The sequence below is a fragment of the Oceanicaulis sp. UBA6590 genome (assembly GCF_002433705.1).
GTDB lineage: Bacteria > Pseudomonadota > Alphaproteobacteria > Caulobacterales > Maricaulaceae > Oceanicaulis.
This window is the reverse complement of sequence record NZ_DJIQ01000026.1, coordinates 23906-46305: the sequence shown is the minus strand read 5'-3', so window position 1 is coordinate 46305 and position 22400 is coordinate 23906. Positions and strand designations below refer to the sequence as shown.

Sequence of the window (22400 nt, the reverse complement as noted above, 5' to 3'; positions counted from 1 at the left end):
GCTGACGGGCGGCGCCTGTGCGCTCAGCCTGCGTTCATGAAGGCGAGTGTAGCTCAGAGTGAACCGCCAACCATGGGGATGCACAGATGAAATACCAGATCGCCGCCGCCCTGGCCCTTGTCCTGACGGCCTGCGCCACATCCGAGGGCTATCGCCAGCATATGAGCCAGCTTGTGGGGCGCACCCAGGATGTGGTTCTGGTCGAGTTCGGCTCGCCCGACCGCGTTGATGAGCTCAGCGATGGCGGCGAGGTCTGGAGCTATATGCGCGAGGAGCAGCGCGTCATTCCGGGCGGCTATCGCACCATCCCCAATGAGCGCCGGGTCACCTATGTGGATTCCAATGGCGAGCGCCACACGCGGATCGAGCGCTATGACGAGACGGTGTATGAGCCTGACGAGTCGCGCTGGGTGCAATGCGAGACCCGTATCGTGATTGATCCCGCCGGCGTGGTGCGCGACTTCCGCTTTGTCGGCGATGCCTGTGTGGCCGAGGAACTGTATTGATTGAACGCGGACCAGATTGTATCCTGATACGAGAAATTTGACGATTATTTCGCGTATAAGGAGCATCTGGCATGCGTGTGAGCTTGGCGATCGTGGCTGCGCTGGGCGGCCTGGTTCTGACGGCCTGTCAGAGCACGGGTTCATCCGGTTTCATGCCGCGCCAGTTCGTCGGCGTCGCTGTTGACCAGCTCAGCGCCGCCTATGGCGAGCCGGTCAGCGTGGCGGCCCTTGAGGGCGGGCGTCAGCTCTATGTCTACGAGACGGTGTCGAGCGAGGACCTTCGCCAGCTGAGCCCGCAAGCGCGCGCCCAACTGGCCAATGCGCCCCGCTCCCAGCCCTATACGATGACCCAATCGGTCTATAACGACGACGGCATCGTGATCGAGACGCGCAAATCCTCCTTTGCGCCCCTGTCGAACCCGGCCTATGCGCCGGTCCTTTGCACCATAGAGGCGGTCAGCGGTCCGGACGGTGTTGTCCAGTCAGTGTCTGTCGCAAACGATCTGTGCCTGACGATCCGCAGCTGAGCACGCCGCGCTCCGCGCTGGATCGCAGCGCCGAATGAGGGCAGGGTCGAGCTCCCTCAAAGGAGCTCAGACCGTGCTGACCCCTCGCCCCGGAATTACGCTTTCTCCTGACCAGCAGGCCGTGGTCGATTACGCCATTTCCGGCGGCTCGCACCTGTTCCTGACCGGTCGCGCGGGCACGGGCAAGACCACGGTCACGCGCGCCATTCTTCAAAGGCTGGGGCCGCAGGCGGCGGTCGTGGCGCCCACGGGCGTCGCGGCCATGAATGCGGGCGGACAGACCCTGCACAGCTTCTTTCGCCTGCCGCCGCGCCTGATCACGCCGGGCGATATCCGCCGCTTGCGCAATGCGCGGACGGTGAAGGCGTTGACCACTCTGGTGATCGACGAGATCTCCATGGTCCGCTCGGACATGATGCAGGCGGTCGATTTCTCCCTCCGCCTCAATCGCGACAGCAATGAACCCTTTGGCGGCGTACGCATCATCCTGGTGGGTGACCTCGCGCAGCTGCCGCCCATCGCGCAGGGCGAGGAGGGCATGTTTTTGGAAGAAACCTATGGCGGGCCCTTCTTCTTTCACGCCCCCGCCTTTCGCGACGCCGGCTTCACCATGGTGGAGCTGACCGAAGTGCACCGTCAGGCCGATCCCGAATTCGTCGAAGTGCTCAATGCCGTGCGCGACGGCGAGCTGACCGATGATCTCGCGGAAATCCTCAATGCGCGCGTGACGGGCCGGATCGGGCTCGAAGCGTCTGGCACCCATGTGGTGCTGACGCCCACCAATCAGGCCGCCTCCTCCATCAATCAGGCGCGTCTTGAAGGCTTGCGGGGCGAGCCGCGCGGCTTTTCCGGCAAGGTCGAGGGCGAGTTCGACCCGCGTCTCTTCCCCACCGATGACCCGTTGGTGCTCAAGGCCGGGGCGCGGGTGATGATGATCCGCAATGATCCGGGCGGGCGCTATGTGAACGGCTCCATCGGCGAGGTTCTGGGTTTCTCCTCGGACGGCGTGAAAGTGCATGTGAACGATCAGGTCGTGACCATCGAACCGGTCAGCTGGGAACGCATCCGCTATGCGGCGGACGGCAATTCGAGCAAGCTCAAGCGCGAGACCATTGGCTCCTACGTCCAGTATCCGCTCCGGCTCGCCTGGGCGATGACCATTCACAAGGCGCAGGGTCTGACGCTGGACAAGGTCTATCTCGATGTATCTCGGCGTCTCTTCGCCCATGGTCAGGCCTATGTGGCCCTGTCGCGCGCCCGCTCGCTGGAAGGGCTGGAATTGTCGCGCGCCTTGAGACCGTCCGACATCATCACCGATCAGCGCCTGTTTGACGTGAAGGCGTTCTGTGATCCGGCTCCGCTGGGGATTGGCGGATGACGCCAGAGGCTGCGCAAATCGCGCTGGGGGTTGATGCCTGGGGGCTCAACCAGCTGGTCGCACTGGGCGAATTCGCCCAGGCGCTGGATGAACGCAGCGTCAAACGGCTGGCCGAGCAGCGCCGCCGGGTCCGCACGCAGGCGCTGAAAGACCTCGCCGAGATTGATGGCCTGCATCTGGCGCCGTCCAGCTCGGACGCGCCGGTGATCGCCGCCCCTGAAGCGGTTGAATTGCCAGAAGACTTTGATCGGCCGGCCGTGTTTCTGGATGCCTGCGTGCTGGCGGGCGCCGTGCGTCGGCACCTGGTGCTGGCGCTGGCTGACGCCGGGTTCTTCTATCCGCGCTGGTCGGAGAAAGTGCTGTTCGAGACCGGCCACGCCCATGCCCGGATTGTCGACGGCAAGCCGGATCGGGATGGTCCCGGAGAGGCCGCGCGCCTCGTTCTGGCGCTCGAGCATGCCTATCCTGAAGCGCTGGTGCCCACCGAGGACGCCATGGCGGTCAAGGTGACCGGCAAGCTGCCCGATCCGGACGACGCCCATGTCATGCAGGCCGCCAGCGCCGGTCAGGCGCGGGTGATCCTGACCGAGAACATGAAGGATTTCCCCCGCGCCACGCTGAAACCGCTGGGGCTGTATGCACGCCCGTCCGGCGATTTCATCGCGTCCCGTCTGGGTCTCGCGCCTGAGGCCGCCCGCGCGGCGCTTCTGTCCGCCGCACACAGGCTGGGGCTGAGCGCGCCGCGCTTTGCTTTGGCGTTGCAACGGTCGCGACTGGGATCGCTGGCGAAGAAGCTGGGGATCTAGACGCCGGTCGAGCCAAATCCGCCCTGGCCGCGCGCGGTTTCATCGAGCGCATCGACCGGGTTCCAGCTGATCTGGGTGAACTGGCCGATCACCATCTGGGCAATGCGCTCGCCGCGCTGGACGACGAAGGGCTCCTTGCCGTGATTGATCAGGTTGACGCGCAGTTCGCCGCGATAATCCGCGTCCACCGTGCCGGGCGTGTTCACGCAGGAAATCCCCTTCTTGGCCGCGAGCCCCGAGCGGGGGCGGATCTGGGCTTCATAGCCTTCAGGCAGGGCGATGCAGATGCCGGTCGGGATCAGCTTCCATTCGCCCGGCGCGATCACCACGGGCGCATCCGCAGGCACGGCGGCGGGCAGGTCCAGACCGGCGGAGCCCGCCGTCTGATAGGCCGGAAGCTCAAGGCCTTCAAAATGTTCGAGCGTTTTGACATTCAGCTTCATGACGCAACCCTTCCCGCCGCTTGAGTGTGCGGGAAGGGTTAGCGCCTGAAGCGGGCGAAGTCAGCTGTCTTGTTCTTGTGCGCGCAGATACGCATCCAGCGCCTGCTCGCTTTCGGCAAAGCCTTCCAGCGCGCCGATAATGCCGGTCCGCTCATCGTCATTGAGCCCGCCCTGGGCCATTTGCACGCGGTATTGCGGCTCGGTCATCTCGCCATTCTCGTCCTCCATGGCCGGCTGGAAGCCCAGAATGAGCATCTGGGCGTTCTCGCCCTCGCCGGTGGAGATCAGAAGCGGAGTGGAGTGATAGCGCACAAGCTCGAAATCGTTCGGGCGCGGCACGATGCTGTCGCGCTCACACGCGATGGCGTTTGCGCCTTCCGCCAGCGGCGGGGCGTCCATCAACCCTTCCAGGTCGGCGGCTTCAGTCACGCTGTACCCGACCATCGGGACCGGCTCCTGGCCGGCGCCTTGCGGGTAGATCGAATAGCAGTCCGCCTGTGCGGCGGTCGCGCCAAGGCCGGCAAGCGCGAGGGCTGTCAGTACGGTTTTCATGTCAGGTCCTGAGTTTGCTTAACCTCTCAAGCCTAACAAGCGAAAAGGGGCGAATTCAAACTCAGTGTGAAGTCTATGAAAGCGCTTGCTTTATGCGACTGGCGAGATTTCGGGCCAGCTCTGACTTCGCCGCCCGAGCGAACGCTTCCTCGCCGTCGGGCGTGATCAGCAGCGCCGCGTTCTCCGCCCCGCCCATCACATCGCCGGACACGTCATTGGCGACGATCCAGTCGCATCCCTTGCGATCTCGCTTGGCGCGGGCGTGGGCGACCACGTCATGGGTCTCTGCGGCGAACCCCACCACCAGACGCGGGCGTTGACCGGGGCCATAATGAGAGATCGTCTTCAGGATATCGGGGTTCTCCGCCAGCGGCAGGCTCGCCATAGCACCCTTGTCGAGCTTGAGCTTCCTGTCCGCCGTTTCCGCCGGGCGCCAGTCGGCGACCGCCGCGACGGAGACGAAGACGTCGGCGGGCAGCTGGTCATTCACCGCCGCCAGCATCTCGCGCGCGGTCTCGATGCGCACGGTCTGAAGCCCCTTGGGATCGTTCAGCGCCACAGGACCGGAGATCAGCACGACCTCGAAGCCGAGATCGCGCAAGGCCTCGGCGATGGCGTAGCCCTGCTGGCCCGAGGAGCGGTTCGAAAGGAAGCGGACCGGATCGATCGGTTCCAGCGTCGGGCCGGCGGTGACGATCGCCTTCATGACTTGAGCGCGGCCTCGATGGCGTCGGCGATGCGCACGGGTTCGGGCAGGCGGCCGGGACCAAACTCGCCACAGGCCATCTCGCCCTCATCCGGCTCCATCACGGTGACGCCATAGCTGCGCAGCGTCTTCACATTCGCCTGGGTGGCGGGATGGGTCCACATGCGCACATTCATTGCCGGAGCCATCAGCACGGCCTTGTCGGTGGCGAGCAGCGTTGTGGAGGCGAGATCATCGGCCAGCCCGTGGGCGGCCTTGGCCATCAGGTTCGCCGTGGCGGGGCAGACCACCACGAGACCGGCCGAGCGCGACAGCTCGATATGGCCCATTTCCGCTTCATCGGTCAGCGAGAACAGTTCGGAATAGACCTTGTCGGCGGTCAGGGCGCCCACGCTCATCGGAGTGACGAACTGCTTGCCGGCCTCGGTCAGGATGGCGCGCGTCCGGATCGACCGGCGCGCCAGCTCGCGGATCAGTTCGAGCGATTTATAGGCTGCAATACCGCCGCCTATGATCAGAAGAATGCGTTTGTCCGCCATGACATGCCCCGCGGCTGTTTCAGCTCAGGCTTACCCTGAACAGGCCTTTACGTCACCTGAGGACGGATCACATCACCGCCAGCAGCACCGCGATGGCGGCTGAGGCGCCGGCGATCACGCCCAGCCCGGCGATCAGCCAGCGCGAGCCGGACGTATCCGGGGTTTCGCGTTCCCGCATGACGCGGGCGGTCTCGGTCAGCTCGTCCAGCGCGTCGGGCAGGCGCTTGATGGCGGACTTGGCGCGGTCAAAGGCTTCGCTGAGATCCTCGATCCGGCCTTGCGGGCCCAGCTCGCGGCGCATGAAGCGCTCCACGGCGGGGCCTGACGCCTGCCACATGTTGTGGTCATCGGTCAGCAGGCGACAGACGCCCTCGGCCTGCACCATGGTCTTCTGAAGCAGCACCAGCTGGGGTTGGAGATGCATGTCATAGAGATCGGTGATCTCGAACAATTGCATGAGCACCCGGCTCATGGGCGTTTCGCCCGCGCTCTTGCCGAAAATCGGTTCGGCCACGGCGCGCAGGGCGCTGGCGAAATCGGCGCGGGAATGGTGTTCGGGCACATAGCCGGCGTCGAAATGGGCTTGCGCTGCGCCGTCATAATCGCGGGTCAGGAAGCCATGAAGGATGCGCGCCAGATAGCGCCGCTCGCCCCGACCCAATCGTCCGATAATGCCGAAATCCACCGCCCACAGCAGGCCTTCCTTCGTCACGAACAGATTGCCCGCATGAAGGTCCGCGTGGAACACGCCCTGCTCGAGCGCGGTCGACAGGAACGCGTCAGTCAGATCGCCCGCCAGCTTCACCGTATCCACGCCCGCAGCGCGCACTGCGTCGAGATCGGTCATCGGAATGGCGTCGATCCACTGGGTGGTGAGCACCTTCTTGGCGGTCAGAGGCCAGACGACCTCGGGAATGAAGAAGTTCTGCGCCGCGACTGCGGCTTCGCTCAGCTCGTTGGCCGAGGCCGCTTCCAGACGAAGATCGAGTTCGAGCACCAGCGAGCGCGCCACGGTCTCCACAAAGGCGCGCGGCTCCATGCGCTTGGAGGCCGGGAACAGACCTTCGGCCAGTTTTGAGCCCAGACGCATGGCGGCGATGTCGCGCTTGATCCGTTCGGCCACGTCCGGACGCAGAATCTTCACGGCCACATCGCGACCGTCGAGCGTTTTCGCCTTGTGCACCTGCGCGATGGAGGCGGCGGCGACCGGCTCGCCGAATTCAGAAAACAGCGCTTCGACCGGCTGGCCGAACTCGGCCTCGATCGTGGCGCGCGCCTGCGCCATGCCGAAGGGCTCCATCTTGTCCTGAAGCCGGGACAGGCCGCGGGCGAACTCCGCGCCGATCACATCAGCGCGCGTCGCCAGCACCTGACCGAATTTCACATAGGACGGACCCAGCTTTTCAAGGGCATGAGCCAGACGTTCGCCGGGATTCTTCGCCCGGTCGCGGATGGCGATCAGACGCGCGAACTTGCCCAGCACCCGCGCCGGCGCCGGAAACGCCGACTGGTACTCAGCCGGGAAGATCGCGTCATGACGGGCCAGCGTCCAGGCGGCGCGCGTCAGGCGAAAGACGTTCGAGATGGTTCCAAACACGAGGGAGAGGTTTAGGGCGCTGGGGCGGGTTTGGCGAGGGGGCGCGGCGCCTTGCGGGCTGCGTCATGGTGATCCGCAGGACCACGGGGCTGCATTTGCGACGGGCTTGCTCAAGGGCCAAGCCAAACATAGTGTTTCAGGAGAAACGTCTCGACTTTGGATAGAGCTGGGCGCTGTGATCAGGAGCGTAACTCCATGATGGAGGACAACGACACCAAGCCTGAGGCCTGGCTCGGCCTGCCATCTAGCCTTTGGCTTGGTCTGCTCTTCGGCGTGTTCTTTCTGGGCCCGCTTGTCATGGACCCACTTCTGGACGGGGCGTCTGATGCCCTGATGGGCCGCCCGAATGCGGTTCAGGAGCGCCTTTTAGCGCAATAGAGCCGCTCTGGCCTGTCCCAGATAATCCCGCACCGCCGGATCCGCGCTTAACGCCATCGCTCGCTCATAGGCGCGTGCGGCGTCCTCGCGTCTTCCAGCTCGCGCCAGCCAGTGCGCCAGCGCCGCCCAGTACGGCTGATACTCCGACGCCTGACCCTGAAGCTTTTCCAGACTGTCCAGCGCCCGCTCCGCCCCAAACGCCTCGCCATGGGCGCAGGCGCGCGCCGTCAGGGCGCCCAGGCTAGGGGCGTGACGGATCATGGCATCATAGAGCGCGGCGGCGGCCAGCCAGTTGGTCTCTGCGGTTACCCGCCGTTCGGCGTGGACCGACTGGATCGAGGCTTCCAGCGTATAGCGACCGGGCGGGGCGAGCTTCAGCGACCGGCGCAGAGCGTTCTCGGCCTGAGAGATCAACGCGGCGTCCCACAGTTGCGGGTCCTGTTCCGACAGCGGAACGAACCGACCCTCGGCGTCCCGCCTTGCCGGGGTGCGCGCTTCGCAATGGGCGATGAGGGCGTAAAGCCCCCAGACGTCCGCGATCTCCGGCGCCAGCTCGGTCAGAAGCCGGCTCAGATAGAGCGCCTCGCCCGCAAGGCCCCTCACCCGGCTCTCACTGGCGCCGATCTCGTCCCAGCCCGTGCCATAGGCGGCATAGATCGCGTCCAGCACCGGGGTGATGCGCGCAGCCAGCTCGTCCTTGCCGGGCAGGTCGAACCGGGCGCCGCGCTCGCGCAGGCGCGCCTTGCCACGGCTCAGCCGCTGGCCCATGGCGGCGGGGCTGATCAGAAAGGCGGCGCCGATCCGAGCCGCATCCAGCCCTAGCACCGCTTGCAGCATCAGTGGGGTATGCAGCGTCGGATCAAGATCGGGATGCGCGCAGGCCAGCATCAGCCCGAGGCGTTCATCGGGCAGGGCGTCCGGATCATCACGCTCAGTCAACTCATCCAGCAAGCGCTCGATCTCCGGCTCGGCGCGGGCCTGCACGCCGGACTGGCGTGCGCCATCAATCAGGCGACGATGAGCGGTTTTCAGAAGCCAGGCTTCAGGCTGGTCCGGCAGTCCGCTCCCTGGCCAGCTGCGCAAGGCCCGCTCGAAGGCGTCTGACAGGGCGTCCTCGGCGCGGGAAAGATCGCCCCAGCGTCGCGCCAGCCTCGCCACAAGGCGTCCATAGGACGTGCGCGCGACAGCCTCCGCCATCGCGCGCGCCTCATCGTTTCCAGACTCAGTCTCAGGCGTCGCCATAGGCGGGCACGGGACGGACCTCGATCTGGTCGCCGGGCAGACGCGGGCATTTCGCCGCCCAGTCGAGCGCGGTCTTCATGCTGTCCGCCTCGATCACGTAAAAGCCGCCCAATTGCTCCTTGGTGTCGGCATAGGGGCCGTCCTGCACGCCGGCATCGGTGACGCGTTTGGCGGTCGCAGCTGCGTCCAGCGGTTCGCCGCCGACCATGACGCCCGCTGCGGCAAGGGCTTCAGAATAAGCGCCGTGCTTTTCAAACATGGCCATTTGCTCGGCTTCGCTCAGGGCGGCCCACTGGCTCTCTGCGCCATAGATCAGAAGGGCGTATTTCATATCAGGGTCTCCACGCTGTCATTGATGAACTCGATAGGGCGCACTTCAACGGCGCCGTTCAGGGCCGCCGGGCAACGCTCCGCCCAGCTCAGCGCATCCTCGACACTGTCCATGTCGATCATGATGACGCCGCCCAGCTGCTCAGGCGAGTCCGAATACGCCCCGTCTGTGATCCGCCGGGTGTCGCCCGAGCGCCGCAATACGACGCCGGTCTCGGGCGCTTGCAGGCAGGCCCCGAGCGGCATGCGGTCCTCCAGCGCGCCTGAATAGGCCGCCCAGCTTGACCAGTAGGCGGCGGCCTCCGGTCCTCGCCTGCGGGCGAAATCTCCCGCGTTTTCATAGATGAGGAGTGCAAACTGCATCGCTCCCTCCCTGTTACTCCCTGCCGGCATGACAGGGATGATCCAAGGACGGGCGAGCCAGGTCTGTTTCGACAGGGCGCGTGAAAAAAGTTGAAAAAGTCCGCCTAGACCTTCCAGCCCATATGGATGGCGGCGATGCCGCCGGACAGGTTCGTCACGCTGACGCGTGCGAAGCCCGCCTCTTCCAGTTCCGCCGCAAAGGCGTCCTGGTGGGGAAACTTGCGGATGGATTCAACAAGGTATTGATAGCTGTCGCGATCTTTCGCCACCCATTCGCCGATCTTGGGGATCGCGCCGAAGGACCAGGCGTCATAGAGCTTTTCAAGCGGACGCGTGGTGGGGCGGGAAAACTCCAGACAGACAAACCGTCCGCCGGGCTTGAGCACGCGGCGCATATCCTTGAGCGCCTTGATCCGGTCAGTGACATTGCGGATGCCGAAACCGATGGTGATGGCGTCGGCCACCCCGTCGTCAAAAGGCAGGCATTCCGCGTTGGCGGTGCACCAGTCGAGCCGGTCGCGTTCGCCGCGCTTGAGGCCCGCCAGCAGCATCTGTTCATTGATGTCGGCGACCACGGCCTCGGCGTACTGATCCGTGCCGCGCCGCAGGGTCATCGCATCGGCGCGATCGAGCCAGGCCCGGGCGATATCGCCGGTGCCGCCCGCCACGTCGATCAGGCGCGCGCCGGGGCGGGGCCCGGCCTTGGTGACCGTGATGTCCTTCCAGACCCGGTGCACCCCGAGACTCATCAGATCATTCATCAGGTCGTATTTGCGCGCCGAACGGTCAAAGACGTTGCGGACTAGGCCCTGCTTTTCAGTGCGGGCCACATCGCGGAAACCGAAGGAGACGGTGTCTTGATCTGAGGTCTGGGTCATGGCGGCCAAGCTAGTGCGCGAAAGCGCTCAACGCCAGCCTGATCTACCGCGCCCAAACGCCTCAATCGGTCTCAAGCGCGGTGACCGCCTGATCGCCGGTCACATAGCGGAACAGGGTGAAGCCCGCGCGCTCCCGCCATCCCCCGTCAGGGCTGTAAAAGCCCAGCATCACGCAATCGCCCGGCGGAGCATAGGCGCTGAGGCGATAGGCGCAGGCGGTGACCAGATCGAGCCCGTCCACCTCCCGCGTCGGATCGGCCTGGGTAAGCAGCACGCGCAAGCCGGTGCGGGCCTGGGCCAGATCATCACAGGCGCGGCTGAGATGGGGCCATTGCCCGCGCCATTGCGCATGGATCACGGCGGGCTGATCGCGCAGCGCGCTGTCATCCGCCGCATAGACCCGCCAGCTCACGGGATAGGGCCCGCCCTCGGCCAGTCTGACGCCCAGCTCGGGCAGGGCGCGGTTGAGCGGTCCCATCTTGGCGGAGACTTCCTGACGCAAGGCGTCCGAGTGCGGGATGACGCGGTCAATCTCCAGCGCCAGTTCGACCGCCAGGTCCCGGGTCCAGGGATTGCGGACCCGACGGGCATAATCGACGGGCGCATCCGCTCCCGCGCGTCGCTCCGTCAACGCCATCAGGGCCGCCTGCACGCACTGGCCTGCTTGTCGCGCATCAACAAGGCTCGCGCGTCTGGCGCTCATGGCCTATCTCCTCCCCCCGAGGATCCGGTGTTCAAGGACAGTCTAGATGCCCGAATTGCCTGAAGTCGAGACGGTGCGGCGCGGTTTGATCCCGGCGATGGAGGGACGGCGCATCCTGCGCGCCGAGGCGCGGCGACCCGATCTGCGCTTCCCCTTCCCCGACCGCTTCGCCGAGCGCCTGACGGGAAGTGTGGTCGAACGGCTCGACCGGCGCTCGAAATATCTCCTGGCGCGCCTGGGATCGGGCGAGACGCTGCTGATGCATCTGGGCATGTCAGGACGGTTTTCGGTGACGGCGGAGGATATCAGCCGCCAGCCGGGGGATTTCGTGTATGCCGCTCCCGCCAATCCGGCCCATGACCATGTCGTCTTTCAGATGGAGGGCGGGGTGACGGTCACCTATAACGACCCGCGTCGTTTCGGCTTCATGACGCTTTACGAGACAGACGCCGAGGCCGCCCAGCCCTATCTCAGGGATCTGGGGCCTGAGCCGCTCTCGAACGGTTTCTCAGAAGACCTGTTGAACACGGCCTTCAAGGGGCGCCGCAGTCCGATCAAGGCGGGATTGCTGGATCAGCATGTGGTTGCGGGTCTGGGCAATATCTATGTCTGCGAGGCGCTCTGGCGGGCGCAGATCAGCCCGCGCCGTCTGTGCCAGTCCATCCCCGGCGCCCGGGCGGCGCGTCTGGCGCCTGCGGTCCGGTCCGTGATTTCAGAAGCCATCGAGGCGGGCGGCTCCACCTTGCGTGACTATGCGGGAGCGGATGGCGCGATGGGATATTTCCAGCACCGCTTCGATGTCTATGGACGCGAGGGCGAGCCGTGCCATCGCTGCGAGGACAGCCGTGTCGAACGCATCGTGCAGTCAGGTCGATCCACCTTCTTCTGCCCGTCCTGTCAGCGTTGAGCCGACCTGTTCTTAACATGAACTTTTGTTAACCATACCGGTTTGGGTTGAACCGGGCGCGGCGCTGTTTATCCCTGTGGGTGAAGAGTAAACCTGAACGAGGTTCTGAATGTTCAAGCCAATTCTGGGCGCGCTCGCGGGCCTGATGCTCGCTGTTTCGCCCGCTGTCGCGCAGTCCGAGGCGGAGGCCCCGGCCATCTGGGCGATGTCAGACGAGGACAGCACGGTCTATCTGCTGGGCACGGTTCATATCCTGCATCCTGACCTGGACTGGCGAACGCCCTATCTCGACACGGTGCTGGAAGAGGTCGAGCAGGTCTGGTTCGAGGCGGACACGTTGTCGCCTGAAGCGAACGCCCAGATGACGACGCTGATTCCGCAACTGGGGCTCAACACCACCGACACGCCGATGACCCAGAGGCTCAGCGATGAGGCGAACGCCGACCTGGCGACGTTTGCGGGACGTCTGGGCGCGAACCCGGACCAGCTCAGGGCCGCGCTTGACCCCTACCAGCCCTGGATCGCCACGATCCAGCTGGCCGTGCTGCAGATGCAGGCGGCCGGATATGATCCCGCCAGCGGCGTCGAGGTCGTGCTCAACCAGCGCCTGGCCGATCAGGACAAGACGTTTCACTATCTCGAGACCGTCGAGGAACAGCTGCGCTTTTTCGCCGACATGCCCTATGAGACCCAGCTCGCCAATCTGGAGCTGAGCCTGCATGAGGCGGTGGAGAACCCCGACATGTTTGACGATCTGGTCGGAGCCTGGGCCGAGGGCGACATGGACCGTCTCAACGAGATCATGAACTCGGACATGCGCGAGCAGACGCCAGAGCTCTACGACGTGATCCTGGTTCAGCGCAATCGCAACTGGGCGCCGGAAATCGCCGCGGCGCTGGACGGTGACGAGGATGTTCTCATTGCGGTGGGCGCCGGTCACATGCCCGGTGAGGAAGGCGTCATCGCCCTCCTCCAGGCCCGGGGTCTCGAGGTCCGCCGCGTCCAGTAGCACGCTGCGTCTGCGAAAAGCGGGGCCCGCCGGGGGTGACCACCGGTCGGGCTTCCGCTATGAGAGCGCCCGTTTTGACGCATATCCCGCGCAGATGAGCGCGTAACCGCATCGGAGGGCCGCATGGCCTACAATACGATCCAAGTGAAAACCGAAGGCCGGGTGGGCGTCATCACGCTTGACCGTCCGTCCGCCCTGAACGCGTTGTGCGACGAGCTCACCAATGAGCTCAAGGACGCCCTCGCCGCGTTCGAGCGTGATGAAGAGATCGGCTGCGTGATCCTCACCGGGTCGGCCAAGGCGTTCGCCGCCGGCGCCGACATCAAGGAACTGCAGGAGAAGGACTTCGTGTCCCTCTACAAGCACGATCCCTTCGCGGAATCCTGGGAGAGCGTGGCGCGCTTCCGCAAGCCGATCATCGCGGCTGTGTCCGGCTATGCGCTGGGCGGCGGCTGCGAGATCGCCATGATGTGCGATTTCATCATCGCCAGCGAAACCGCCAAGTTCGGCCAGCCCGAGATCAATCTCGGCGTCATGCCGGGCGCGGGCGGCACCCAGCGCCTGCCGCGCGCCGTGGGCAAGGCCAAGGCCATGGATTTGTGCCTGACCGGCCGCATGATGCCCGCCGAGGAAGCCGAGCGCGCGGGCCTTGTGAGCCGTATAGTGCCGGCGGAAGAGCTCTTGGACGTCGCCATGGAAGCGGCGACCACGATCGCCTCCAAATCCCTGCCCATCGCCATGATGACCAAAGAGGCCATCAACATGGCCTTTGAAATGGGTCTGGCCGAGGGCGTGCGCTTTGAACGGCGCGTCTTCCAGTCGCAATTCGCCACCGAGGATCAGACCGAAGGCATGGCTGCGTTTGCTGACAAACGCGCTGCGCATTTCAAGCATCGGTGATGAATCTTGGCGTATACCAGTTGACCGCACCTGCGCAGACCGGTATACGCCGCGCCTCATAGTTTTACCCGGCGGCCGGCTTTGGCCTGGCGCCCTTGATCATACGGATCTGGAGACCTCATGGCGAACACGTCATCCGCCAAGAAAATGGCGCGCAAGATTGAGCGCCGCACGGCCCTGAACAAAGCCCGTCGCACGCGCATGCGCACCTATGTCAAGAAAGTCGACGCGGCCATCGCGACCGGCGATCAGGATCAGGCTCGCGCCGCACTGCGCACCGCGGAGTCCGAGCTGATGAAAGCGGTCAGCAAGGGCGTGATCCACAAGAACGCCGGCGCCCGCAAGGTCTCGCGCCTTTCGGCCCGCGTGAAGTCGATGACGGCTTCTTAAAAGCTGGTCCATACCCGGACGAAAAAAGAACGCCCGCACAGAGCTGTGCGGGCGTTCTTTTTTGTTCTGCAGTAATTTTGTGCGGATGCAAAATTCTAATAAAAACAGTAGATTAATTTTCTTATTCAGAGCAGGGATGGTCGTGTCGCTAGATCAAGAAATCCCCGCGGCGCAAGCCCTGAAAACAGCGAAATTTTTTTTCAGATCGCAAACGCCCGACCTGCTTTAGGAATCAACCTGTCAAGCGCGGAATCCGAAAAATGCGTGGGTTAATCATGTTGATTCGCGCGCTCGCGACGGTAACCTGACGACCTCGACGGAGTTGTCCCCACACGGACCGAAGCCAGTCCGCCGAGCACGATAACATGCGTGCTGGGTGCGGGAGAACTGCGTTCAAAATTAAAGCCGCGACCGCGGGCATACCGGGGCGCGCAGAGTGGAATGAAGGTTGGGGCACATGGGGTATTCTCAAGATGCGACGGCGCGACGTGACGGGATGGACGTGATGGATTCCAGCTCGATCGTGACCGTCTGGCGCGCCGTCCGTGCGCGCTTGCGCGAAGAATGCGGAGATCTGGTGTACGCCGCCGAGATCGCCCGGCTCCGGGTGGAGCTGGATGCGGCGGGCCGCGTGTGCGTGATCTGTCCGAACGAGTTCGGCCGCGCCTGGGTCGAGGACAATGTGGGCGTCCGCCTGCGCGCGCTCTGGGCCAGCGTCGCCGAACAGGCTTGCGATATCGTGATCTGTACGGAGAAAACGCTCTCCTCCGCCAAGTCCCAGACGGTATCCGTGGCCGCGCTCAATGCCGGCGGCGTGTCTGAAACCGCGGCCCTGCCGCCGGCCGAGCCCGTTGAGGCCGAGGCCAAGCGCGAGGCCCGTTTCACCTTCGACACCTTCATGGTGGGTTCGGCGAACATGATGGCGGCGACCGCGGCGCGGGCCGTGGCCAGCGCGGATGCGCCGCCTTTCAATCCCGTCTTCTTCCATGGCGATTACGGCGTGGGCAAATCCCACCTGCTGGCGGCGATCGCTCATTCCGCCTCGCTCAGCGGCAAGCGCAAGAAGGTGCTGTACCTGACGGCGGAGGAATTCCTCAACGGCTTCCAGTCCGCCCTGCGCGCTCGCGACGTCCAGCCCTTCAAGGATCTGGTGCGCGATTGCGACATGCTGCTGATCGACGATGTGCATTTCATTTGCGGCAAGCCGCGCACGGAAGACGAGTTCCTGCAGACCGTCACCGCCCTGATCAGCGCCGAGAAGCAGGTCGTGCTCGCCTCCCATTGCGCGCCCTCCCAGCTCAGCGTCTCCGATGATCGCTTGCGCAACATTCTCGCGGGGGGCTTCAACTGTCCGCTCCAGGGCCCGGATCTCGATCTGCGCCGCAAGATCCTCGACTGCAAGATCGCCCAGGCGCGCAATCACTGCCCGGATCTGGAAGTGCCCGAAACCGTGCGCGACTTCCTCGCCGCCCGGGTCACCAGCTCGGCGCGTGAGCTCGAAGGCGTCCTGAACAACATCATCGTGCGCACCGCCTATATGAACCGCCCCGTCACCATGGAGACGGTGGAGGAGGCGCTGGGCGAGCTGCCGGTGAAGGCTGAGCGCCGCATCACGGTGGACGATATCCAGAAAAGCGTCGCGTCCTATTTCTCCATCACGGTGGATGATCTGATCTCCAAGCGCCGCACCAAGGCGGTCGTGCGCCCCCGTCACATCGCCATGTATCTGGCGAAAACCATGACCACGCGGTCCTTGCCGGACATTGGTCGCCGCTTCGGCGGTCGCGATCACTCCACCGTCATTCATGCGGTGAACAAGATCACCGAGACCCTGACCTCGGACGCGGTGCTGGCCGAAGATGTGGAGGCGCTGCGCCGCCGCTTGCGGGGTTAAGCAGTTTCATTGAAAAACGACCGCAAGACCCCCTTCTTGCGGTCGTTTTTTTTAGGCTATGGTGCTTGACCCAAATCAGGCGATTCTCGCCCTCCTGTTCTGAATTCTCTGTTCGAGGCGACACATGAAGCTCACGATAGAGCGCGCGATCCTGCTCAAGGCTCTGGGCCACGTTCAGGCCGTCGTGGAGCGCCGCAACACCATTCCGATCCTGTCCAACGTGCTGATCAATGCGTCAGACGGGTTCGCCCGCTTCACCGCGACCGACCTCGACATGGAGATCGTGGAAGAGGCCGAAGCCAGTGTGGAGCGCGAGGGGCTGATCACCGCGCCCGCGCACACCCTCTATGAAATCGCCCGCAAGCTGCCTGAAGGCAGCCAGGTGACTCTGGAGCTGGGCGGCGATGATCCGCGCATCCTGCTGTCGGCCGGGCGCTCGCGCTTCAATCTGCCGATCCTGCCGCCGGGCGACTTCCCGGTCATGCCGAGCGAGGATCTGGCGGTCAGCTTCACCGCGCCCGCCAGCGAGATCGCCCGCCTGATCGACAAGACCAAGTTCGCCATCTCCACCGAAGAGACGCGCTATTATCTCAACGGCATCCATCTGCACGCCGCCGAGCGCGATGGTCGCAAGACCCTGCGCGCCGTTGCGACGGACGGCCACCGTCTGGCGCTGGCGGAAACCGATCTGCCTGACGGCGCCATGGGCATGCCGGCGGTGATCGTGCCTCGCAAGCCGATCCAGGAATTGCGCCGCCTGCTCGAGGATCTCGACGGCGATGTTGATGTGTCTGTCTCTGAAGGCAAGATCCGCTTCCAGCTCGGCGCCGCGGTGCTGACCTCGAAGCTCATCGACGGCACCTTCCCCGACTATGAGCGGGTCATCCCGCGCGGTAATGACAAGGTGATGCGCATTGATCGCGCGCCCTTCGCCCAGGCCGTGGACCGGGTCGCCACCATCAGCCAGGAAAAATCGCGCTCGGTGAAGCTGTCGCTCGCGCCGGGTCAGGTCACCCTCACCGTGAACAACCCTGAAAGCGGCGCCGCCAGCGAAGAGCTGGTCGCCGATTACAGCGCGGACGAGATGACCATCGGCTTCAACGCCCGCTATCTGCTGGATGTGGCTAGCCAGATCGAAGGCGATGAAGCGATCTTCGAGCTTGCTGATTCCGGCTCGCCCACCCGCGTCACCGATTCCGGCGACAAGGACGCGGAATACGTGCTGATGCCGCTGCGGGTGTGACCTCAAGCGGCCCTGATACCGGTGGGCCCGCCGTCACGCGGCTCAAGCTCACCGGTTTTCGCAATTACGCCCGTCTCGATCTCGCGCTCGATGCGCGACCGGTTGCTCTGTTTGGCGAGAACGGCGCGGGCAAGACCAATCTTGTGGAAGCGGTGTCCTTTCTCGGGCCGGGGCGCGGATTGCGCGCCGCCGGGGCGGACGCCGTGCGTCGTCGCACCGATGAGGGCGTGGACCCGCTCTGGGCGGTCTATGCCGAGGCGATGACGCCGGAAGGCCCGGTCAGCCTCGCCACCGGCGCCGACCCTCAGAACCCGACCCGTCGGCGGACGAAACTCGATGGCGCCGCCGCGACCCAGACCGAGCTGGCGCGCCTGATCCCCATGCTGTGGCTGACCCCGCGAGAAGACCGGCTCTGGGCCGGGCCGCGTGCGGATCGACTGCGCTTCTTTGACCGGCTGGTCCTCGCCGCGGCGCCCGATCACGCCAGCTCGGCCAGCGCGTACGAGAAATCCATGAAGGAGCGTCAGCGGCTTCTGGACCGGGTCGCCGAGGGCGGCCGGGCGGACCCTGACTGGCTCAACGCGCTGGAGGCGGAAATGGCGGCGTCCGGCGTGGCGCTGGCCGCCGCGCGGCTCGATGCCCTCGCGCGCTTGCAGGACGAGATCGACACGCGCCCTGAAAGCCAGTTTCCCAAGGCGGACCTGGCGCTTGATGGGGCGGTGGAAGCCAAACTCGCTGAAGGTCTGAAGGCGGGCGAGGCGGAAGACTGGTTCGCGGACGAGCTCCAGCGGGTGCGACCGCGCGACGGCGCAGCGGGCCGGGCGCTGACCGGACCGCATCGCACCGAGCTGGACGCGCGGCATCGCGCCAAGTCCCAGCCCGCTTCTGATTGCTCGACGGGGGAGCAGAAATCCATGGTGCTGGGGCTTGCTTTGGCCCAGGCCGCCGCCATTCGTCGCCTGTCGGGCCGCGGTCCGGTGCTGATCTTTGACGAGGCGTGCGCGCATCTCGACGCCGCGCGCCGGGACGGTCTTGCCGAAACCGTGCTCGATCTCGGGGTTCAGGCGTTCATGACCGGCGTGGAGCCGGTCCTGTTCGAGGCCTTTGGAACCGGCGCCCAGCGGGTGGAAGTCCGAGACGGCTCCGCCCGGCTTCTGGACTGACTTGCCAAGTGGAGCTGATCGGAGTTCAACACCTCTCATGAAAGGCGCAAAACCGGCTCTGCAGACCCGATCCCAGCACACGCGCGACAAACTGGTCGCGGCGCTCGAGCGTCTGTTGCGCCAGAAGGCGTTCGAGCAGATCTCCGTCGCCGAGATCGCGCACGAAGCCGGGGTGTCTGTGGGGGCGGTCTACAACCGGTTCGAGAATAAGGACGCCTTCATTCCGGTCCTGTTCGAGCTCTACAAGGCCCGGCTTGAGGATCACGCCGCCGATCAGCACGCCGAGGCCGAGCAGGATACCGATGAGAGCCTGCGCGGGGTGCTGCATCGGACCTTGCGGGTCGGCGCGCGCTTCATGGCGCGCGAAGCCCATCTCATGCGGTCGGTGCATCTGTATGCGCGCATCCGGCCGGATCTGATTGGCGAGGGATGGGAAGAGATTACGGAGACCGCGCGACAGTCCCTGGGCGCCCTCTATGATCATTTTGACGCCGAGATCACCCAGCGCGACCGGACAAGGGCCATCGAGACGCTCGCCTATTTTCTCAATACGGCATTGATCGAGGCGGGTCTGTATCCCGATCTCGGACCGCCAGCGCCCAAGGGGTTGAGCCTCGAAACGCTGGCGGAGGAACTGGCCGATTTCGCCTGGGGCTATCTTACGGCGCAGCGGGCGCCAGCGTCGGAACCGGCTTGCGGCTAAGATAGAGATAGAGCCCGCCCACCATGTCGGCGGCGATATGCACGATGATCGCCGGCCAGAGTGAGCCAGACAGCACCACCAGAACGGTCAGACCGAGGGTGATGGGAATGATGCGGATCATGCCGGACACCCCCTGATAGGTGTGAAAGCCGATGAAGATCACCATGGAGACCAGTGCGGCGGCCCAGAGCGGCATGACCAGCACCAGCGCGCCCAGCAGGAAACCGCGAAAGATGATTTCCTCGTTCCAGCCGGCGCTGACCGCCATCAGCTGAAAGCGGCGGTGCTCCGCCCCGGTCTGCGGCTGGATCAGGTCCACGCCCTCCATGCCCTCGAGCGCCTTGGCCATCTCCGCACGGCCTTCAGACGTGCGCAGCGGCAAGAGCTGGCTGAGCAGAAACAGGACAAACACGCAGGCGATGGCCCATCCGGCCCATCCGCGCCAAGCGTTCTCACCGGTCAGGGCTGGCAGGTTCAGGCCAAGGCTGATGACATCCCGTCCCGAGGCGAGCCAGCAGACCAGACAGATTCCGCCCAGCAGCCAGAGCATCACGATCGTTTCGGTCATGGTCTTCAGGGCCGCGCGTTCAGTCTGGAGCCTGGCGCGGCGACGCGCGGCTTTCGTGCTGAGCTCGGCGTAGATGAAGGCGATCACGATCGCGACCATGCCGAACCAGAGCGCGGGCTCGGACGCCACAGCGGCGACCAGACGCTCGGCAAGCGAAGGAGGGGCGGAAGATATGGACATGTCAGGGCCTCTGATACGAATACGAATTCATGTTCATATTTAGGAATTGAGCTGACATGTCAATGGCCGCGCCTCTTGCGGGCGGTCCAAGCGGGCCGGGCTGTGCGCGACCTGGCCTGATCGAGACGGGCCTGTCGCTAGGCGATAAGGGGATATTCCGTCTCGATCCGATAGAGATTGGGCGTGTGCGGCTTGCGCGCCCAGCTCGAGTACAGATGGAAGCGATCCACCGTGAACGGGTCGGACTTGAACAGGCCCAGTCTCTGCTCGAAGCGCTGGACGCGGCCCATGTCCACATCCCGGTTCAGGTAAGCCAGTGTGAGATGGGGCAGATAGGCGCGCTTCTCGATCTCGACGCCCGCCTGTCGGGCCGCCTTCCGGCATTGCCGGGCCAGATCCATCAGGGCGGGATGATGCTCCACGCCCAGCCAGATGGCGCTGGGATCGCCGCCGCCGAACCGGCCCGCCCCTTCCAGCCTCAGCTCGAAGGGCGCCAGCCGGACCTGACCGAGCGCGGAATCAAGCTCCTCGATCACCGGTTCATCCAGCTCGCCGTAAAAGCACAAGGTGATGTGCAGGTTTTCACGCGGGCGCCAGTTGGCGTCCGGCACGCCGGTCATTTCGGCGCAGGCCTGATCGGCGACGGTGTCAGACAGGGGCAGGGCGGCGAAAACACGAAGCGACATGGTCTCAGGGGGCATGCGCGGGGCGGCTGCGTCAAGCGGGCGCGGCGCAGGATACGTGAAATCCCTTTAATAATAAGGGATATCAGAATGTGATCCATTCCGGTTTCTCTTGAAACCCGAGCGCAAAACTCCGATATTCAACACCACAAGGCGCGCATCGTCGCGTTCACCTGTTTCTGGTTGAGAAGGACATCATGAACCAGTTTTCGCACCCTGCTTACGGCGCACAGACGCTCGACACCTCTGTGGATGCCGGCCTGCGCAGCTTCATGCTGGGCGTTTACAACAAGATGGGCCTCGGGCTCGTCCTCTCCGCCGTTCTCGCCTTCGTGGCGGGCACTGTGGATCCGGTGACGCAGCTCGTCTTCAACTCGCCGCTCTATTTCGTGGTCCAGTTCGGCCCGATCGTGCTGCTGTTCGGCTCCATGTTCTTCATGCGCAACCCGTCCCCGCTGGGCGCGGCGGTCCTGTACTGGGCCGTTGTCTCCCTCATTGGCACGGGCCTCGGGGTCTGGGTCCTGATGGCGACCACCGGCGCCAGCGCCGAGACCCTGACGGGGACCATCTCGGTCACCATGGGCACGATCGCGCAGGCCTTCTTCATTACTGCAGCGGCCTTCTTCGGTCTCTCGCTGTATGGCTACACCACCAAGACAAACCTGCAGCCCATTGGCAGCTTCCTCGTCATGGCGGTGATCGGCGTTGTGCTGATCTCGCTGCTCAACGTGTTCCTGATCGAGAGCTCGGGCCTGCAATGGCTGATCCAGTTCGCGATCCTGGGCCTGATGGCGGGCGTGGTGGCCTGGCAGACCCAGTCGCTGAAGCTGACCTATGTGGAGGCGCGCGGCGACCAGCGGTCCCTGGGCGTGCTGACCTATTACGGCGCGCTGAACCTCTACATCGCCTTCATCAACATGTTCCAGATCATCCTGATGATCCTGGGCAATCGCGACTAGGCGATCCGTTATCCCGGCAAAAACCCCGGAGCGAACGCTCCGGGGTTTTTTGTTGTCAGGATCCGCTCCAGCTGAGTTTCCTGAGCTGGTTGTCGAAGACCTTGAGCACGTTGGACAGGTCATGACCGCGCTTGAGGATGGTTCCGCCCGGCGCGACCACCTTCCAGGCGCCCTGCCTGCGGGCGTCGGCCGGGGTTTTCACGATGCGATAGATCGGCACTTCGGCGGCGTTCCTGAAGATGGAGAATTCAGCGCGATCCTTGAGACCGTCTATGGCGTAGTCGCGCCATTCGCCGCCCGCCACCATCATGCCGTAAACCCTCAGGATCTGGTCCAGCTCCGTGCGATGAAACATGATCCGGTCGTCGCGCGGGCGGGGCGTGGGAAGGGGAGTCAAAGCCATGTCTGTTCTGAATTAACCTTTGATCTGGACCTTACGAACTTTTCACAGTCTGCCGCAATCTCGCCTCAATTTCGTCCTCGGGCAGCCTAACCCCGTCACCACCTTAAAGCGGTCGGCTGGCGCATACAAAATCCGCCTGATCTGGATTCACAGCCCCCCCAGCCCCCCGGGTCTGGCGGTGAGCGCCGGTCGACACCTTCTTCCTGACATCGGATTTTGAATTTTCAGGCTTTGGTCATTCCGGGCCTCTAGAAAGCTGGTGTGAGGGGAAGAGGTAAGCTACCCCTGTTGTGCAGTTTTCCGCCGCTGACGGGATGATCCGCCGCCCATGATCCGCGCTGACCGCCTGATCAAACGCTTCGCCGGCTTCACCGCCGTGGATGAAGTGTCCTTTACGGTCGAACGCGGCGAAGTGGTCGCGTTCCTCGGCCCCAATGGCGCGGGCAAATC

At 64.5% G+C, this 22400-nt stretch carries 26 protein-coding genes and 1 pseudogene; 15 read left to right on the top strand and 12 right to left on the bottom strand.

All coding sequences use genetic code 11. The annotated features are described in order from the left end of the window. Positions 1 to 86: 86 nt before the first annotated feature. From B2Z70_RS05595 to B2Z70_RS05580, 4 genes are all read left to right on the top strand, one after another. Positions 87 to 506: a hypothetical protein gene (locus B2Z70_RS05595; RefSeq protein WP_292981932.1), complete on the top strand. Its 420-nt coding sequence runs from the start codon at positions 87 to 89 to the stop codon at positions 504 to 506. 71 nt (positions 507 to 577) lie between these two features. Beyond that, positions 578 to 1033: a hypothetical protein gene (locus B2Z70_RS05590; RefSeq protein WP_292981931.1), complete on the top strand. Its 456-nt coding sequence runs from the start codon at positions 578 to 580 to the stop codon at positions 1031 to 1033. A 73-nt stretch (positions 1034 to 1106) separates the two neighbouring features. Next, positions 1107 to 2411, top strand: coding sequence for an ATP-dependent DNA helicase (locus tag B2Z70_RS05585; protein WP_292981930.1), 1305 nt, complete (start codon positions 1107 to 1109; stop codon positions 2409 to 2411). After that, positions 2408 to 3217: a PIN domain-containing protein gene (locus tag B2Z70_RS05580; RefSeq protein WP_292981929.1), complete on the top strand. Its 810-nt coding sequence runs from the start codon at positions 2408 to 2410 to the stop codon at positions 3215 to 3217. Before B2Z70_RS05585 ends, B2Z70_RS05580 begins: the two co-directional genes overlap by 4 nt. Here the strand turns inward: B2Z70_RS05580 and dut are convergent. The 4 genes and pseudogenes from dut to ubiB form a co-directional block, all read right to left on the bottom strand. Continuing rightward, complete coding sequence (gene dut / locus B2Z70_RS05575) at positions 3214 to 3660, bottom strand: dUTP diphosphatase (RefSeq protein ID WP_292981928.1); 447 nt, start codon at positions 3658 to 3660, stop codon at positions 3214 to 3216. The genes B2Z70_RS05580 and dut overlap by 4 nt on opposite strands. A 60-nt stretch (positions 3661 to 3720) precedes the next feature. After that, the gene (locus B2Z70_RS05570; protein WP_292981927.1) at positions 3721 to 4212 is read right to left on the bottom strand and encodes a hypothetical protein; all 492 of its coding nucleotides are present in this window, start codon (positions 4210 to 4212) and stop codon (positions 3721 to 3723) included. A gap of 73 nt (positions 4213 to 4285) precedes the next feature. After that, positions 4286 to 5457, bottom strand: a pseudogene (coaBC, locus tag B2Z70_RS15420) (bifunctional phosphopantothenoylcysteine decarboxylase/phosphopantothenate--cysteine ligase CoaBC). A 67-nt stretch (positions 5458 to 5524) separates the two neighbouring features. Continuing rightward, a complete protein-coding gene (gene ubiB / locus B2Z70_RS05555; RefSeq protein ID WP_292981922.1) occupies positions 5525 to 7054 on the bottom strand; it encodes a 2-polyprenylphenol 6-hydroxylase in 1530 nt (509 codons plus the stop codon). A gap of 195 nt (positions 7055 to 7249) precedes the next feature. On the opposite strand from ubiB, the gene B2Z70_RS05550 reads away from it, so the two are divergent. Further along, positions 7250 to 7432 carry a hypothetical protein gene (locus tag B2Z70_RS05550; RefSeq protein WP_292981920.1) on the top strand — a complete coding sequence of 61 codons (183 nt, stop codon included), beginning with the start codon at positions 7250 to 7252 and terminating at the stop codon, positions 7430 to 7432. Here the strand turns inward: B2Z70_RS05550 and B2Z70_RS05545 are convergent. The 5 genes from B2Z70_RS05545 to B2Z70_RS05525 all read right to left on the bottom strand — a co-directional run bounded on the left by B2Z70_RS05545 (position 7421) and on the right by B2Z70_RS05525 (position 10948). Then, positions 7421 to 8629, bottom strand: a complete 1209-nt coding sequence (locus B2Z70_RS05545; protein WP_292981918.1) for an RNA polymerase sigma factor — start codon at positions 8627 to 8629, stop codon at positions 7421 to 7423. The genes B2Z70_RS05550 and B2Z70_RS05545 overlap by 12 nt on opposite strands. Positions 8630 to 8660: 31 nt before the next feature. Continuing rightward, positions 8661 to 9005 (bottom strand): YciI family protein, encoded by a 345-nt coding sequence (locus B2Z70_RS05540; RefSeq protein ID WP_009802316.1) that lies wholly within the window; start codon positions 9003 to 9005, stop codon positions 8661 to 8663. Beyond that, positions 9002 to 9367 (bottom strand): YciI family protein, encoded by a 366-nt coding sequence (locus tag B2Z70_RS05535; protein ID WP_292981916.1) that lies wholly within the window; start codon positions 9365 to 9367, stop codon positions 9002 to 9004. Before B2Z70_RS05535 ends, B2Z70_RS05540 begins: the two co-directional genes overlap by 4 nt. Positions 9368 to 9471: 104 nt before the next feature. Beyond that, positions 9472 to 10245: a class I SAM-dependent methyltransferase gene (locus B2Z70_RS05530; RefSeq protein WP_292981914.1), complete on the bottom strand. Its 774-nt coding sequence runs from the start codon at positions 10243 to 10245 to the stop codon at positions 9472 to 9474. 61 nt (positions 10246 to 10306) lie between these two features. After that, positions 10307 to 10948, bottom strand: coding sequence for a hypothetical protein (locus B2Z70_RS05525; protein ID WP_292981912.1), 642 nt, complete (start codon positions 10946 to 10948; stop codon positions 10307 to 10309). 46 nt (positions 10949 to 10994) lie between these two features. On the opposite strand from B2Z70_RS05525, the gene mutM reads away from it, so the two are divergent. From mutM to B2Z70_RS05485, 8 genes are all read left to right on the top strand, one after another. Continuing rightward, complete coding sequence (mutM, locus tag B2Z70_RS05520) at positions 10995 to 11855, top strand: bifunctional DNA-formamidopyrimidine glycosylase/DNA-(apurinic or apyrimidinic site) lyase (protein WP_292981910.1); 861 nt, start codon at positions 10995 to 10997, stop codon at positions 11853 to 11855. 109 nt (positions 11856 to 11964) lie between these two features. Next, positions 11965 to 12864, top strand: coding sequence for a TraB/GumN family protein (locus tag B2Z70_RS05515; RefSeq protein ID WP_292981908.1), 900 nt, complete (start codon positions 11965 to 11967; stop codon positions 12862 to 12864). 123 nt (positions 12865 to 12987) lie between these two features. Continuing rightward, positions 12988 to 13764, top strand: coding sequence for an enoyl-CoA hydratase (locus B2Z70_RS05510; RefSeq protein WP_009802310.1), 777 nt, complete (start codon positions 12988 to 12990; stop codon positions 13762 to 13764). A 120-nt stretch (positions 13765 to 13884) separates the two neighbouring features. Then, positions 13885 to 14154, top strand: coding sequence for a 30S ribosomal protein S20 (rpsT, locus tag B2Z70_RS05505; RefSeq protein ID WP_009802309.1), 270 nt, complete (start codon positions 13885 to 13887; stop codon positions 14152 to 14154). 457 nt (positions 14155 to 14611) lie between these two features. Beyond that, complete coding sequence (dnaA, locus tag B2Z70_RS05500) at positions 14612 to 16048, top strand: chromosomal replication initiator protein DnaA (RefSeq protein ID WP_009802308.1); 1437 nt, start codon at positions 14612 to 14614, stop codon at positions 16046 to 16048. Positions 16049 to 16172: 124 nt separating this feature from the next. Then, complete coding sequence (gene dnaN, locus B2Z70_RS05495; RefSeq protein ID WP_009802307.1) at positions 16173 to 17291, top strand: DNA polymerase III subunit beta; 1119 nt, start codon at positions 16173 to 16175, stop codon at positions 17289 to 17291. After that, positions 17288 to 18454 (top strand): DNA replication/repair protein RecF, encoded by a 1167-nt coding sequence (gene recF / locus B2Z70_RS05490; RefSeq protein WP_292981904.1) that lies wholly within the window; start codon positions 17288 to 17290, stop codon positions 18452 to 18454. Before dnaN ends, recF begins: the two co-directional genes overlap by 4 nt. Positions 18455 to 18491: 37 nt before the next feature. Continuing rightward, a complete protein-coding gene (locus tag B2Z70_RS05485; RefSeq protein ID WP_292981902.1) occupies positions 18492 to 19157 on the top strand; it encodes a TetR/AcrR family transcriptional regulator in 666 nt (221 codons plus the stop codon). Here B2Z70_RS05485 and B2Z70_RS05480 read toward each other — a convergent pair. Both B2Z70_RS05480 and thpR read right to left on the bottom strand, forming a co-directional pair. Beyond that, entirely contained in the window at positions 19114 to 19905 is a 792-nt protein-coding gene (locus tag B2Z70_RS05480; RefSeq protein ID WP_292981900.1) for a CPBP family intramembrane glutamic endopeptidase, read from the bottom strand. The two genes, B2Z70_RS05485 and B2Z70_RS05480, sit on opposite strands and share 44 nt — an antisense overlap. 137 nt (positions 19906 to 20042) lie before the next feature. Then, positions 20043 to 20591 (bottom strand): RNA 2',3'-cyclic phosphodiesterase, encoded by a 549-nt coding sequence (gene thpR, locus B2Z70_RS05475; protein ID WP_292981898.1) that lies wholly within the window; start codon positions 20589 to 20591, stop codon positions 20043 to 20045. 194 nt (positions 20592 to 20785) lie between these two features. Here thpR and B2Z70_RS05470 point away from each other — a divergent pair, with 194 nt between their 5' ends. Next, positions 20786 to 21547 carry a Bax inhibitor-1/YccA family protein gene (locus B2Z70_RS05470; protein WP_009802302.1) on the top strand — a complete coding sequence of 254 codons (762 nt, stop codon included), beginning with the start codon at positions 20786 to 20788 and terminating at the stop codon, positions 21545 to 21547. Between the two features lie 55 nt (positions 21548 to 21602). On the opposite strand, the gene B2Z70_RS05465 is transcribed toward B2Z70_RS05470, so the two are convergent. Beyond that, on the bottom strand, positions 21603 to 21902 hold the full coding sequence (locus B2Z70_RS05465) for a DUF2794 domain-containing protein (RefSeq protein WP_241760702.1): 300 nt from the start codon (positions 21900 to 21902) through the stop codon (positions 21603 to 21605). A 376-nt stretch (positions 21903 to 22278) separates the two neighbouring features. Here B2Z70_RS05465 and B2Z70_RS05460 point away from each other — a divergent pair. Continuing rightward, positions 22279 to 22400: ATP-binding cassette domain-containing protein (locus B2Z70_RS05460; protein ID WP_292981969.1), on the top strand; the 122-nt coding region annotated here is incomplete at its 3' end.